A 14,577-nucleotide genomic window follows, 5' to 3' on the forward strand; every position below is an offset into this window, starting at 1 on the left:
CAGTTGGAACTGGCGTTCGCGCTCGCCAAAAGGCGTGTCGCGGCGGCGCTCGACGATGGGCGGATAGGCGTCGAGGAAACCGTCGCCGACCGCGCGCAGGTAGGCGAAATCGGCTTCGGCATCGTCGCCATTCGCGACACCGACCCGCAGAAACGCCGCGAAAACGAGAGCGCGGAAAATCCGCAGGCCGCGTCCATCCACCGCCATGCCAGACGCGCGAGCATGGCCAGGCGAATGGCCGCCCACATGGACAGGTGCCGTGGACGCCCGCTTTCCCGGTGCGATTTGGTGCGACGCCGCATCCGATTAGAATGAGCGCCCCCACCCACACACGGAGCCGCCCGATGGGCCTCGACCTGGTCAGCACCGGCAATAATCCGCCGGACGAAATCAACGTCATCATTGAAATCCCCAAGGACGCCGAGCCGGTCAAGTACGAGGTGGACAAGGAATCCGGCGCGATCTTCGTCGACCGCATCCTGTCCACGCCGATGCGCTATCCGTGCAACTACGGCTACGTGCCGCATACCCTGTGCGGCGACGGCGATCCGGCCGACGTGCTGGTGATCCTGCCATTGCCGTTGGTGCCGGGCAGCGTGATCCGCTGCCGGCCGGTGGGCGTGCTGCGCATGACCGACGAAGCCGGCAGCGACGAAAAACTGGTCGCGGTGCCGGTCAGCAAGGTCTTTGCCGGTTATGGGCACGTCGAGGACATCGAGCAGGTCTCCGGCCACTGGCTCGAACGCATCGGCCACTTCTTCCAGCACTACAAGGATCTGGAGAAGGGCAAATGGGTCAAGCTCGATGGCTGGGGTGGCGTGGAGGAGGCGCGGCAGATCCTGCTCGACGCCATCCGGCGCTACAACGCCGTGCCGGAGGCGGACAAGCCGCACTTCTGATCGCTCGTCGGGCACAAGAAAGGCCGCGTCATCGACGCGGCCTTTTCGTTGGGCGATGCGGCGCGGCTCAGCGCTTGGGCAGCGGGGCCGGCTGCGAATCGCCAGCACGGTAGGGATATTTGGCGAAAATCGCGCCAATGGCGGTATCGATATTGGCGGCGCGCTGCTCCGGCGAACGCCGCACCACGCGGGCGATGGCATCGCCGGTCCAGACCATGCGGTTCTTCGCCGCATCGACCAGATCCACGGTCAACGTGCCCTGGGTGTAACGGCTGACCATGGTCTCGTCGTACCAGACCGGCACCGCGACGTAGCTGCGGGCGCGGTAGCTGTAGAGCCAGGCGATATCGGTGCGTGGCACCGAATAGACGTCGCTGCGCTCCTGCGCCACGGCCTGGAAATTGACCTTGAGGTCGGGCGATTTGGCCTGGTAACGGTAGCCGCGCGCCTCCATCTCGCGCTGCACGTTGGCCTTGATGCGTTCGCTGACCCAACTGGAATAACCGGCCTGCTCCATGGCGATCGGCGAATACCAGCCCCAGGTCTTGTACTGGCCGAAATTGGCCCCCGGGTCGTAGTCGGTGCGGACCGCGGGCCCGGTGACGCAGCCAGCCAGCAACACGCAGGCGGCGGCCACCGCGAGGAAGGGACGGAAAAACGGGTGACGGATGATGTTCATGGCAATTACCCCAAAGTCGTGGATCGAGTGTAGTGCGGAGCACGGAACCCGGCTTGAATCCGCCCCCGCCCACGCGCGCGCATTGCCCTGAGGTTCACGCTGGCCGCGGCGAATCACTCATCGCGATAGACCTCGGCGCCTTGCTGACGGAACTCGGCGGATTTCTCTTCCATGCCGGCCTTCAACGCTTCCTGTTCATCAATGCCGTGCCGGGCGGCGTAGTCGCGCACGTCCTGGGTAATCTTCATCGAGCAAAAATGCGGACCGCACATGGAGCAGAAATGCGCCTGCTTGTGCGCCTCCTTCGGCAGGGTTTCGTCATGGTATTCCATCGCCCGCTCGGGATCGAGGCCGAGGTGGAACTGATCTTGCCAGCGGAATTCGAAGCGAGCCTTGCTCAAGGCGTTGTCGCGCACCTGCGCGCCGGGATGGCCTTTCGCCAGGTCCGCCGCGTGGGCGGCGATCTTGTAGGCCATGATGCCCTCGCGCACGTCCTCGCGGCAGGGCAGGCCGAGGTGCTCCTTGGGCGTGACGTAGCAGAGCATGGCGGTGCCGTACCAGCCGATCATCGCCGCGCCGATCGCGCTGGTGATGTGGTCGTAGCCCGGCGCGATGTCGGTGGTCAGCGGTCCGAGCGTGTAGAACGGCGCCTCGCCGCATTCGGCCAGTTGCTTGTCCATGTTGGCCTTGATGAGCTGTATCGGCACATGGCCCGGGCCTTCGATCATGGTCTGGACGTCGTGCTTCCAGGCGATCTTGGTGAGTTCGCCCAGCGCTTCCAGCTCGCCGAACTGGGCGGCGTCGTTGGCATCGGCCAGCGAGCCCGGCCGCAGGCCGTCGCCCAGCGAGAAGGCTACATCGTAGGCCTTCATGATTTCGCAGATGTCCTCGAAGTGGGTATAGAGGAAATTCTCCCGGTGATGCGCCAGGCACCACTTGGCCAGGATCGAGCCGCCGCGCGAGACGATGCCGGTGACGCGCCGGGCGGTGAGCGGCACGTAACGCAGCAGCACGCCGGCATGGATGGTGAAGTAATCGACGCCCTGCTCGGCCTGCTCGATCAGGGTGTCGCGGAAGATATCCCAGGTGAGTTCCTCGGCCCGGCCATCGACCTTCTCCAGCGCCTGGTAGATCGGCACGGTGCCGATCGGCACCGGACTGTTGCGCAGAATCCACTCGCGGGTCTCGTGGATGTGCTTGCCGGTGGAGAGATCCATCACCGTATCGGCGCCCCAGCGGATCGCCCAGACCAGCTTTTCCACCTCCTCGGCGATACCCGAGCTGACCGCCGAGTTGCCGATATTGGCGTTGATCTTGGTCAGGAAGTTGCGGCCGATGATCATCGGTTCGCTTTCGGGATGGTTGAGATTGCAGGGCAGGATGGCGCGGCCGCGGGCGATCTCGTCGCGGACGAATTCCGGGGTGATGCGCGTCTGGATGCTGGCGCCGAAATCGTGGCCGGGATGCTGGTTCAGCAGATGCGCTTCGCGCACGGCGTCGAGCCGCTGATTCTCGCGGATGGCGACGAACTCCATCTCCGGGGTGACGATGCCACGACGGGCGTAGTGCATCTGGGTGACGTTCGCGCCCGAGCGCGCGCGGCGCGGCTTGGGACGGTTGGGGAAGCGCACCGCGCCGAGTTTCGGGTCGTGCTCGCGGGCACGGCCGAATTCCGAGGTGATGCCCGGCAGCGATTCGCTGTCGCCGCGCTCGGCGATCCACGCCGCCCGCAGCGGGGCGAGGCCGGCGGCCAGGTCGATGCGCGCATCGGGGTCGGAATACGGGCCCGAGGTGTCGTAGACCGTGACCGGCGCGTTGTCCTCGCCGCCGAACAAGGTGGGCGTACGGGTCAGCACGATCTCGCGCATCGGCACGCGCAGGTCGGCGCGCGCGCCTTCGACATGGATCTTGCGCGAGCCGGGGATCGGGCGCGTCACTTCGGTGGAGAGTTCCTCGGTCTGGCGCAGCAGGTCGGTGGCGGGGATGGCGTTCATCGGCATTCGTCCTTTGGCTCGGGGCGGGCGATGCCGGCTGGCATCGCGGACGAAGCGGCGGCGCGCACGCCCGGGGGCGTGCCGCGAAGCTTCCCTACGCGGGTCTCAACCCGATCAGGTTCGAAGGGTTTCTCTCAACCGGCGCGCCGGTACCCCCGCTTCATTGCGCGTCATTGTGCCCGTTTTCCCGCTGACCGGCGGCGGCCCCGTTCAGGCCCGCCGCCGCCGGCGCGGCCTCAGCCTGGGTGGCGCTCGCGCATGGTCCGCGCGGCGCGCACCATCGCTTCGAGCGCGGCGCGGGTCTCGGGCCAGCCTCGGGTTTTCAGGCCGCAATCGGGATTCACCCACAATTGCCCGGGCTTCAGCACCGCCACGGCCTTTTCGAGCAGCGCCAGCATTTCGGCCTCGTCCGGCACGCGCGGGGAGTGGATGTCGTAAACGCCGGGGCCGATTTCGTTGGGATAGCGGAAGCGCACGAAGGCATCGAGCAATTCCATCCGCGAGCGCGAGGTCTCGATGGAGATCACGTCGGCATCCATGTCCGCCACCGCCTCGATGATGTCGTTGAATTCCGAGTAGCACATGTGGGTGTGGATCTGGGTCTCGTCGCGCACGCCCGAGGCGGCGATGCGGAAGGATTCCACCGCCCAGCCGAGATAGGCCGGCCAGTCGCGGCGGCGCAGCGGCAGCCCTTCGCGCAGAGCCGGTTCGTCGATCTGGATGACGCGGATGCCGGCGGCCTCCAGGTCGCACACTTCGTCGCGCAGGGCCAGCGCGATCTGCCGGCAGGTATCCGCGCGCGGCTGGTCGTCGCGCACGAAGGACCATTGCAGCACCGTCACCGGGCCGGTCAGCATGCCTTTCACCGGCTTGTCGGTGAGCGCCTGCGCATGCCGCGACCACCGCACGGTCATCGGCCGCGGGCGGCTGACATCGCCCCAGATGATCGGCGGCTTCACGCAGCGCGAGCCGTAGCTCTGCACCCAGCCATGCTTGCTGAAGGCGAAGCCGTCGAGCCGTTCGCCGAAGTATTCCACCATGTCGTTGCGCTCGAACTCGCCATGCACCAGCACGTCGAGACCGATCTCCTCCTGGAAGCGGATGCAGCGTTCGGTTTCGGCGGCGATGAAGGCGTCGTAATCGGCATCGGCCAGCTTGCCGGACTTGTGGCGGGCGCGGGCTTCGCGCACTTCCAGCGTCTGCGGGAACGAGCCGATGGTGGTGGTGGGGAAGCCGGGCAGGTTCAGGCGTTCGGCCTGCCGGGGCCGGCGCTCGGCATACGGCGTGGCGCGGCGGGCGTCATCGGCATGCAGGGACGCGACGCGCCCGGCGACCGCCGCGCGATGCACGCGCGGCGAATCGCGGCGCGAGGCGATGCGGGCGCGGGCGTCGGCCAGGGCGTCGCCGGCGTCGGGACGGTCGGCCAGCACGTCGCACAGCAGGCGCAATTCGCCGACTTTCTCGCGGGCATAGGCCAGCCAGTCCTTGAGGTCGGCGGGTAGCGCCTTTTCCAGACGGAGATCGATCGGCACGTGCAGCAGGGAGCACGAAGGCGACAGCCACAATCTGTCGGCGGCGATCTTCGCGCGCGCTTGGCGGGCCAGGGCCAACGCGGCATCGGGATCGGTGCGCCATATGTTGCGGCCATCGACCAGGCCCAGCGACAGCACGCGGCCATCCGGCCAGTCCGCCAGCAACGCGGACAATTGCCCGGGTTCGCGCACCAGGTCGACGTGCAGGCCATCCACCGGCAACTCGCAGGCCAGCGCCAGGTTGTCGCGCAGGCCGCCGAAGTAGCTGGCGACCAACAGCTTCGGCCCCGCCGCGCCGGCCAGGGCCGCGTAGGCGCGGCGGTAGGCGGCGACGGCGGCGGCATCGAGATCGAGCGCCAGGCATGGTTCGTCGAGCTGCACCCAATCGGCGCCGGCTTCGGCCAGTTTGCCCAGCAGCTCCACGTAGGCCGGCAACAGCGCATCCAGCAACGCCAGCCGCTCGCTGCCGTCGGAAGTCTTGGACAAGCACAGGAAACTCACCGGCCCCAGCAGCACCGGGCGTGCCTCGAAGCCCTGCGCGCGCGCTTCGAGAAATTCCGCCAGCGGCTTGTCCCCGCGCAAGCGGAAGCGCTGCCCGGCATGCAGTTCCGGCACGAGATAGTGGTAGTTGGTGTCGAACCATTTGGTCATTTCGAGCGCGGGCAGATCCACCCCCTCGCGCTGGAGGCCGCGCGCCATGGCGAAATAAGCGGCCAGGGGCTCGCCCTCGGCCAGCGCTCGATAGCGCTCGGGAATGGCGTCGAACAGGAAGGCCGTATCCAGCACGTGGTCGTAAAGCGAGAAATCGTTGCAGGGAACGATGTCCGCGCCGGCCTCACGTTGCAGCCGCCAATGCCGGCTTCGCAGTTCGCGGGCGGTGGCGTTCAATGCGTCGGCATCGATGTCTTGGCGCCAGAACGCTTCCAGCGCGCGCTTCAACTCGCGCCGGGCGCCGATGCGGGGAAACCCCAGGGTGGTGACTATGCTCATGATGTTGTGCTTCCTCAGTTCGTGATGAATGAGGAACGAAGGCACCGCGCGACCTGCCCGATGACATGCCGCGCCGCCGACCTTCGCCCCCTCGGGCGAACCGGAGCCGCGTGGATGCGCGCAAGCGATGCCGCCGCCGCGAGGCGGTGCATGCGCCAGCCGCTTCCCCACGGAAGCTCCAGGCCAGACGGAAGGCTTTCGCGCCTTCCGGCCACGGCAGGTCTTCGGGCTCATGGACATGAAGCGCGCGCTTCGCCTAGTACCCGCCGCTTCCCGGTTGCCCAGTGCGCGTGGCGGGGTTCGTTTCCAATTACCGCTGCGGGGCAGCGCCGGAATGGATCGGAGGATCGCACCGGCTTCCCTTTTAATCCATCTCTCTATTTTGATGGAGAGATGGAACCAATGGCGAGGACAAGATCGTCGTTTCGGCGCCGGCCGTCAAGGGGGCGGGTCAACATGGTTGACAACGCCCTCGACGCCATGCTCTTCTCCCGACCATGATGCTTTACATCACCCATTCGCCCACATGGCGGCGCGCGGCCCGGCCGGCGGCATCCGCCACCACCACCACCATTACCACGCGAGAATTCGCGGGGTAGGTTGCGCACGGCAGCCGGTCAGGACACCTGAAACCCCGCATCGAAAGATGCGGGGTTTTTTGTTGCCGGCCCGATGCCGTGGGCGGAGAACGCACGATGCTGACCGACACCACCCCCTTCCCGCACGCGCCGCAAGCGGCCGGATCCGCCATCGCGGCGCGTCCCGAAGTGGGCGCCGGCGACATCCTCGCCGCCCAGGCGCGCCTGCGCCGCCACCTGCCGGTGACGCCGCTGGTGCATGCCGAGCGCCTGGGCTGCTGGCTGAAGCTGGAGAACCTGCAACGCACCGGCTCCTACAAGGTGCGCGGGGCGCTCAACGCGCTGCTGGCCGGGCGCGAGCGCGGCGACCGCCGGCTGCTGATCGCGGCCTCGGCCGGCAACCATGCGCAGGGGCTGGCCTGGGCCGGCCGCCAGTTGGGCATGAGCGTGATCACGGTGATGCCGGTCAACGCGCCCGAGACCAAGGTGGCGGGCGTCGCCCACTGGGGCGCGACGGTGCGCTTGCACGGCGAGAATTTCGACGAAGCCCGCGAGTTCGCCCTGCAATTGGCGGAGAAACACGATTACCGCTTTCTCTCCGCCTTCGACGACCCGGACGTGATCGCCGGCCAGGGCACGGTGGGGATGGAGATCGCCGAACTGCAACCGGACGTGGTGCTGCTGCCGATCGGCGGTGGCGGCCTGGCCACCGGCGTGGCGCTGGCGCTGAAATCGCAGGGCGTGCGGATCGTCGGCGCGCAGGTCGAGCACGTCGATGCGATGGCCCGCGTGCTGCGCGGCGAGCCGGAGCCCGAACGCCTGCCCGCGACGCTCGCCGACGGCGCGCGCGTGCGCGTGCCCGGCGAAATCACCCGCCGCCTGCTGGCCGGGCTGCTCGACGACATCGTCATCGTGCGCGAGGCCGAGCTGCGCGAAACCCTCGTGCAACTGGCGCTGGAAGCGCACGTCGTCGCCGAGGGCGCGGGCGCGCTGGCGCTGGCCGCCGGCCGCCGCGTCACCGGCAGGCGCAAATGCGCGGTGGTCTCCGGTGGCAACATCGATGCCGCCGTGCTCGCCCGCCTGCTGGCCGAAGTCCGCCCGCGACCGCCGCGCAAGCCGCGCCGGCGCAAATCCTTCCACTGACCCTTTTCCCCACTTGCGAGCACGCCATGTCCGCCTCTCTCGATCCTCGACCCCGATACCACGCCCACAAATTCGGCGGCAGCAGCCTGGCCGATACCGGACGCATCCGCCACGTCGCCCGCCTGCTCAAATCCACCACCGGCCCGCAATTGGCCGTGGTCTCGGCGATGCAGGGCGTCACCGACGCACTCACCGAATTACCGAAGCTGGCGGCGACCGGCGGCGACTGGCGGCCGGCCTTCAAGGCGTTGACGCGGCGGCATGTGGAAGCGGCTTCCATGCTCGACCCCGCCGACACGCTCGGCTCGGCGGCCTGGTTCGCCAGCGAGTTCGACACCTTGCGCGGGCGGCTCGAAGCCATCGCCGACACCCGCAGGCTGACGCCGGCCAAGGCCGATCTCGTGCAAGGGCTGGGCGAGGTCTGGTCCTCGCGGCTCATGATGCTGGCACTCGGCGGCGCGCCTGCCGGCTGGACCCGGCTCGACGCCCGCGAGGTGCTGGTGGTGCGCCAGAGCGCGCTCGGGGCGGTGGTCGATTGGGACGCCTCGCGCGCCAACCTCGCGCAATGGCGGCGCACCCATCCCGAACCCCACGTCGTCGTCACCGGCTTCATCGCCCGCGATGCCGAAGGCGGCATCACCACGCTGGGCCGCAACGGCAGCGACTATTCCGGCGCGATCTTCGCGGTGCTGTTCGACGCCGCCGAGCTGGTGATCTGGACCGACGTCGACGGCGTGATGAGCGCCGACCCGCGCCTGGTGCCCGATGCGGTGCCGCTGGCCGCGATGAGCTACGCCGAAGCCTTCGAGCTGGCCTATTTCGGCGCGAAGGTGCTGCACCCCCAGACCATGGTGCCGGCGATCCAGCACGCGCTGCCGGTCGTCATCCGCAACACGCTGAAACCCGAGGCGCCCGGCACCCGCATCGCCGCGGCGGCGACGCCCGGCGACGGCGACGCGCCGGTGAAGGGCCTCAGCATCGTCAAGGGGCTGGCGGTGCTGGAACTTTCGGGGGCGGGCATGATCGGCGTGCCCGGCACCGCCGAGCGCCTGTTCGCCGCCCTGCACGCGGCCGAGGTCTCGGTGACGATGATCACCCAGGCGTCCAGCGAGCATTCGATCGGCTGCCTGATCCCGCAGGCCCAGGCGGCGGCGGCGGCGGAAGCCGTGCGCACCGCCTTCGCCGATGCGATCCGCGCCGGCCTGATCGAAGGCGTGAAAACCGAATCCGGCATCGCCGTGCTGGCCGCCGTCGGCGACGGCATGAGCGGCAGCCCCGGCATCGCCGCGCGCCTGACCGGCGGCCTGGCCCAGGCGCGGGTCAACATCCGCGCCATCGCCCAGGGGGCGAGCGAGCGCAACATCTCGGTCGCGGTGGCCGAACATGACGCCGAACGCGCGCTGCGCTCGGTGCACAGCGCCTTCTGGCTCTCGCCGGCGACCATTTCCATCGGCCTGATCGGTCCTGGCAACGTCGGCCGCGCCCTCCTGGCGCAACTGGCCGCGGCGCTGCCGCGCTTCGCCGCCGACCCGCGCCAGTCGCGCCGGCTCGACCTACGCCTGCGCGCCATCGCCAACAGCCGCGCGATGACGCTGGCGGCGAAATCGCTCGACCCCGCCAGTGCCGTCGACGCCCTGGCCGAAGGCGAGCCGCTGGACATCGAGCGCTTCGCCGCGCACGTACGCGCCGCCCACCTGCCGCATGCGCTCATCATCGATTGCAGCGGCTCCGACGCGATGGCCGCGCACTACCCGGCGTGGCTGCAAGCCGGCATCCACGTCGTCACGCCGTCCAAGCACGCCGGCAGCGGCGAGCTCGCCCGCTACCGGGCGATCCGCGAGGCCGAGCGCCACGGCGGCCAGTTCCGCTACGAAGCGACCGTGGGCGCCGGCCTGCCGGTGATCCAGACCCTGCGCTCGCTCCTGGATACCGGCGACGAGCTGACCGGCTTCGAGGGCGTGCTCTCCGGCACCCTGGCGTGGCTGTTCAACCGCTACGACGGCAGCGTGCCGTTCTCGCAACTGGTGCTGGAGGCGAAAGCGCTGGGCTATACCGAACCCGATCCGCGCGACGACCTCTCCGGCACCGACGTCGCCCGCAAGCTGGTGATCCTGGCGCGCGAAGCCGGCGCCGACATCGGCCTCGACCACATCGAAGTGGAAAGCCTGGTGCCGGAAAACCTGCGCAACGTGCCGAAGGACGAATTCCTCGCCCGCATCACCGAAATCGACGCGCCGATGCAGGCAAGGCTCGCGGCCGCGCGCGCCGAGGGTCGCGCGCTGCGCTACCTCGCCAAACTGGACGAAAGCGGCCGCGGCGTGGTTGGCCTGGCCGCGCCGCCACCGGGGCATCCCAGCCTGCACAGCCACGCCACCGACAACCTGATCCAGTTCAGAAGCCGCCGCTACGCCGATAATCCGCTGGTGGTGCAAGGGCCGGGCGCGGGCGCGGACGTCACCGCCGCCGGCGTGTTCGGCGACATCCTGAGCATCGCCCGCAGCCTGGGAGCCTTGGCATGACACTGTCCCCCCCCATCGAAGCCCGCGCGTTCGCGCCGGCCAGCGTCGGCAACATCGGCGTTGGTTTCGACATCCTCGGCCATGCGATCGATGGCCCCGGCGATCACGCAAGCGTGCGCCGCATCGCCGAGCCGGTCGTGCAGATCGCCGCCGTGCGCGGCAATGGCCCCGGCATCGCAAGCATTCCACTCGACCCCGCGCGCAACACCGCCGGTATGGCGCTCATGTCGCTGCGCGAAGCGCTGGCGTTGCCGTTCGGTTTCGAGCTGGTGCTGGAAAAAGGCATTCCGATCGGCTCCGGGCTGGGCGGATCGGCGGCCTCGGTGGTAGCCGCGCTGGTGGCGGCCAACGCCCTGTTGGAAACGCCGCTCGCGCGCGAGGCGCTGTATCCGTTCGCGCTCGATGGCGAATCCATCGCCAGCGGTAGCCGCCACGGCGACAACGTGGCGCCGATGCTCCTGGGCGGCGTGGCGCTATGCACGCACCAGCGGATGATCCCGCTCGCCGCGCCCGACTGGCTGCACGCGGCGGTGGTGCATCCCGACCAGGTACTGGAAACCCGCCGCTCGCGCGCGGTGCTGGCCGATCCGTATCCCTTGGCGCAGATCGTGACCCATTGCGAACACCTGGCGCTGTTCCTCACCGGCTTGGCCCGCGGCGAACGCCAGTTGATCGCCGAGGGTCTGCGCGATGGACTGGTGGAACCCCGGCGCGCGTCTCTGATCCCCGGTTTCGAGGCGGTCAAGCAGGCCGCGCTGGATGCCGACGCGCTCGGCGCCAGCATTTCCGGCGGCGGCCCGAGCGTGTTCGGCTGGTTCGATGGCCGAGACGCGGCCGAACGCGCGGCCGTGGCGATGCGCCAGGCGTTCGCCGCGCGCGGCGTCACCGCGCACGCGCACGTCAGCCCGGTCAATGCCAAGGGAGCCCGACTGACATGAACCCACGTTTCCTCAGCACACGCGGCGGCGCGCCCGCCGTCGGCATCGAAACCGCGCTGAGCGCCGGCCTCGCCCCCGATGGCGGGCTGTACGTTGCCGAGCGGATTCCCCAGGCGGTGAATTTCGCGGCCGGCGACTCGCTCGCCGATACCGCATCGCGGCTCCTCGCACCGTTTTTCGCCGGTTCCAGCCTGGAGTCCCGCCTGCCCGCGCTCTGCGCCGACGCCTTCGATTTCCCCGCCCCGCTGACGCCGATGCAAGGCGCCGACGACCATCTGCTCGAACTGTTCCACGGCCCCACCGCCGCGTTCAAGGATTACGCCGCGCGCTTCCTGGCCGGCGCGCTGGCGGCGATGCGCGCGGCGGATGCGCCGACGCGGACCGTCCTCGTCGCCACCTCCGGCGATACCGGGGCGGCGGTGGCGGCGGCCTTCCACCGCCGCCCCGGCTTCGAAGTGGTGATCCTCTACCCCGAAGGCCGTGTTTCGCCACGGCAGGCGCACGGGCTGGAGTGCTGGGGCGAGAACGTGCGCGCCTACCGTGTCGCCGGCAGCTTCGACGACTGCCAGCGCCTCGCCAAACAGGCGCTCGGCGATACCGAACTGCGCGCGGCGCGCGCGCTGACCTCGGCCAACAGCATCAGCCTGGGCCGTCTGCTGCCGCAACTGGCCTATCACGCCCACGCCGCGCTCCGCTTCCACGCCGCGCGGGGGATAAAACTCAACCTGATCGTACCGACCGGCAACCTCGGCAATGCCGGCGCGGCTTTCCTCGCCCGGGCGATGGGCTTGCCGATCGGCGAGATCGTGCTGGCGGTGAACGCCAACGACGCGCTGGCGAAATTCGCCGATGGCGCGGCGTATGCGCCGCAACCGACTCTGGCCACCCTGGCCAACGCAATGGACGTCGGCGCGCCGAGCAATTTCGAACGCCTCACGCACTGGGCCGGCGGCGAGGAGGCGCTGCGCCGACAACTGCGCGCGTACTCGGTGGACGACGCCGCGATCCGCACCGTCATCGCCGCCGCGCCGGCGCGCCACGGCATCGTGCCCTGTCCGCATACCGCCTGCGGCCTGCGCGTGCTGGAGCGGCTGCGCCAGGCGGGCGACACCCGGCCGTGGGCGGTCGCCGCGACCGCGCATCCAGCCAAGTTCGAAGGCATCGTCGAGCCGCTGGTCGGACACGCCGTCGCGCCGCCCCCGGCGCTGGCGGCGGCGCTGGCGCGGCCCGCGCATGGCGAACAATTGGCCAACGATTACGCCGCCCTGCGCGCACTGCTGGCCGGCGCGGAAAAAAATTTCGCCGAACGCATTGACAACGACGAATGATCCGTGCTTTTCTCGCCACCATGTTGCAACGCAGCGCCACCGCCAAATCCATGACCGCCGGATCGCCCGGCGCTCACGCGCACGTCGCCCAACTCCTCCTCGTACTCGTACTCATTATCGTGACCACCGGCGCGAGGGTCGGGTTTGCGTAGCTGAAACATCGCAAAACCCAAGGTTCCACACCAAACCCCGCGCCGAAAAGCGCGGGGTTTTTCGTTTTCCACACCCACGAAGAACCCATGTACAAAAGTGACGCCATCAAATCCGGCCCCGCCCGCGCCCCCGCCCGCGCCATGCTGCGCGCCACCGGCCTGAACGACGCGGCCATCGCCCGGCCCTTCGTCGCGGTCATCAGCACCTGGTCGGACGTTTCGCCCTGCAACCTGACCCTGCGCGACCTGGCGCAGCATGTGCGCCAAGGCGTGATCGACGCCGGCGGCACGCCGATCGAGTTCAACACCATCGCCGTGACCGACGGCATCGCCATGGGCAGCGAGGGCATGCGCGCCTCGCTGGCCTCGCGCGAGACCATCGCCGACTCCATCGAACTGGCCGTGCGCGGCCATTGCCTGGACGCGATGGTGCTGCTGGTCGGCTGCGACAAGACCATCCCGGCCGCGGCGATGGCCGCGGCGCGGCTCGACATCCCCACGGTGATCCTCTACGGCGGCACCATCGAGCACGGCCACTGCCCGTCGAAGCCCGACACCCCGATGACGGTGCAGGACGTGTTCGAGGCGGTCGGCGCGCACGCGGCCGGGCGCATCGACGATGCCGGGCTGGCCGAGGCCGAACGCCATGCCTGCCCCGGCGCGGGCGCCTGCGGCGGCCAGTACACCGCCAACACCATGGCGATGGTGCTGACTTTCCTGGGCCTCTCGCCGTTCGGCCTCAACGACATCCCCGCCACCCACGCCGGCAAACCGGCGGCGGCGCGGCGCTGCGGCGAGCTGGCGATGCAACGGCTGGCCGATGGCGCGGCGACGCCGCGCGCGCTCATCACGCCCGAGTCGCTGCGCAACGCCGCGCGCGCGGTCGCGGCGACCGCCGGCTCCACCAATGCCGTGCTGCATCTGCTCGCCATCGCCCACGAGGCCGGCGTGCCGTTCGCGCTGGAGGAATTCGAAACGGCCAGCCGCGACACGCCGGTGATCGCCGACCTCAAGCCCGGCGGCCGCTACACCGCCGCCCAGATGTTCCAGCAGCACGGCATGGCCACGCTGGCGCGGACGATGATCGGCGCCGGCCAATTGCACGACACGCCCACCATCAGCGGCCGCACATTCTTCGCCGAGGCCGAGGCCGCCGAGATCGCGCCGACGCAGGACGTGATTCACACGGTCGCCGCACCAATCAAGCCGCGCGGCGGCTATTCCATCCTCCACGGCGATCTGGCGCCCGAGGGCTGCATCGTCAAGCTAGCCGGACATGGCCGGCTGCGCCACGAAGGCCCGGCGCGGGTGTTCGACAGCGAGGACGACGCCTTCGCCGCCGTGCAGGCGCGCGACATCCGGCCCGGCGACGTGGTGGTGATCCGCTTCGAAGGCCCGGCCGGCGGCCCCGGCATGCGCGAGATGCTGGCCGTCACCGCGGCGCTGGTCGGCCAGGGCCTGGGCGACGAGGTGGCGCTGATCACCGATGGCCGCTTCAGCGGCGCCACCCACGGCTTCATGGTCGGCCACATCGCGCCCGAGGCCGCGCACGGCGGCCCGATCGCCCGCCTGCGCGAAGGCGACCGCATCGTCATCGACGTCGAGCGCCGGCGCATCGATGTCGAGGCCGATCTCGCCGCGCGCGCGCCCACCCGCATCGCCGCGCGCGTCACCCACGGCGTGCTGGCCAAGTACGCCCGCGACGTGCGCTCGGCCGCCAAGGGCGCCGTGACCGCGCCCGGTCCGCTCGATACCCCGGTCATCGCACTCGCGCTCGCCGAGTGAATACCTCCCTTCCCTTTCCTATCCAACCCCACAGGAGCTT

Annotated in this window: 8 protein-coding genes, 2 pseudogenes and 2 riboswitches; of the genes and pseudogenes, 6 read left to right on the forward strand and 4 right to left on the reverse strand. The window is 69.5% G+C overall.

What is annotated here, in order from left to right; translation table 11 throughout:
• A pseudogene (locus EBB59_RS06005) lies at window positions 1–129 on the reverse strand (oxygen-dependent coproporphyrinogen oxidase); the annotation flags it as partial.
• A gap of 215 nt (window positions 130–344) precedes the next feature.
• On the opposite strand from EBB59_RS06005, the gene ppa reads away from it, so the two are divergent.
• Complete coding sequence (gene ppa, locus EBB59_RS06010; RefSeq protein WP_122101254.1) at window positions 345–899, forward strand: inorganic diphosphatase; 555 nt, start codon at window positions 345–347, stop codon at window positions 897–899.
• Window positions 900–966: 67 nt separating this feature from the next.
• Here the strand turns inward: ppa and EBB59_RS06015 are convergent, their stop codons facing one another.
• The 3 genes from EBB59_RS06015 to metE all read right to left on the reverse strand — a co-directional run bounded on the left by EBB59_RS06015 (window position 967) and on the right by metE (window position 6,094).
• Window positions 967–1,578, reverse strand: coding sequence for a DUF4136 domain-containing protein (locus tag EBB59_RS06015; protein ID WP_122101255.1), 612 nt, complete (start codon window positions 1,576–1,578; stop codon window positions 967–969).
• A gap of 113 nt (window positions 1,579–1,691) precedes the next feature.
• On the reverse strand, window positions 1,692–3,572 hold the full coding sequence (gene thiC, locus EBB59_RS06020) for a phosphomethylpyrimidine synthase ThiC (protein WP_122101381.1): 1,881 nt from the start codon (window positions 3,570–3,572) through the stop codon (window positions 1,692–1,694).
• Window positions 3,573–3,645: 73 nt separating this feature from the next.
• Window positions 3,646–3,739: riboswitch (TPP riboswitch) on the reverse strand.
• 69 nt (window positions 3,740–3,808) lie between these two features.
• A complete protein-coding gene (metE, locus tag EBB59_RS06025) occupies window positions 3,809–6,094 on the reverse strand; it encodes a 5-methyltetrahydropteroyltriglutamate--homocysteine S-methyltransferase (RefSeq protein WP_122101256.1) in 2,286 nt (761 codons plus the stop codon).
• A gap of 198 nt (window positions 6,095–6,292) precedes the next feature.
• Window positions 6,293–6,514, reverse strand: a riboswitch (cobalamin riboswitch).
• A 275-nt stretch (window positions 6,515–6,789) separates the two neighbouring features.
• Between metE and EBB59_RS06030 the strand changes: the two are divergent.
• From EBB59_RS06030 to ilvD, 5 genes and pseudogenes are all read left to right on the forward strand, one after another.
• Window positions 6,790–7,806 (forward strand): annotated as a pseudogene (locus EBB59_RS06030) (threonine dehydratase); the annotation flags it as partial.
• 35 nt (window positions 7,807–7,841) lie between these two features.
• Complete coding sequence (thrA, locus tag EBB59_RS06035; RefSeq protein WP_122101258.1) at window positions 7,842–10,334, forward strand: bifunctional aspartate kinase/homoserine dehydrogenase I; 2,493 nt, start codon at window positions 7,842–7,844, stop codon at window positions 10,332–10,334.
• Window positions 10,331–11,272, forward strand: a complete 942-nt coding sequence (locus EBB59_RS06040; protein WP_122101259.1) for a homoserine kinase — start codon at window positions 10,331–10,333, stop codon at window positions 11,270–11,272. Before thrA ends, EBB59_RS06040 begins: the two co-directional genes overlap by 4 nt.
• Window positions 11,269–12,600: a threonine synthase gene (gene thrC, locus EBB59_RS06045; protein ID WP_122101260.1), complete on the forward strand. Its 1,332-nt coding sequence runs from the start codon at window positions 11,269–11,271 to the stop codon at window positions 12,598–12,600. Before EBB59_RS06040 ends, thrC begins: the two co-directional genes overlap by 4 nt.
• 239 nt (window positions 12,601–12,839) lie before the next feature.
• Window positions 12,840–14,537 (forward strand): dihydroxy-acid dehydratase, encoded by a 1,698-nt coding sequence (gene ilvD, locus EBB59_RS06050; protein WP_122101261.1) that lies wholly within the window; start codon window positions 12,840–12,842, stop codon window positions 14,535–14,537.
• Window positions 14,538–14,577 lie beyond the last annotated feature (40 nt).

The sequence above is a fragment of the Solilutibacter pythonis genome, from assembly GCF_003697345.1.
Taxonomy (GTDB): domain Bacteria; phylum Pseudomonadota; class Gammaproteobacteria; order Xanthomonadales; family Xanthomonadaceae; genus Solilutibacter; species Solilutibacter pythonis.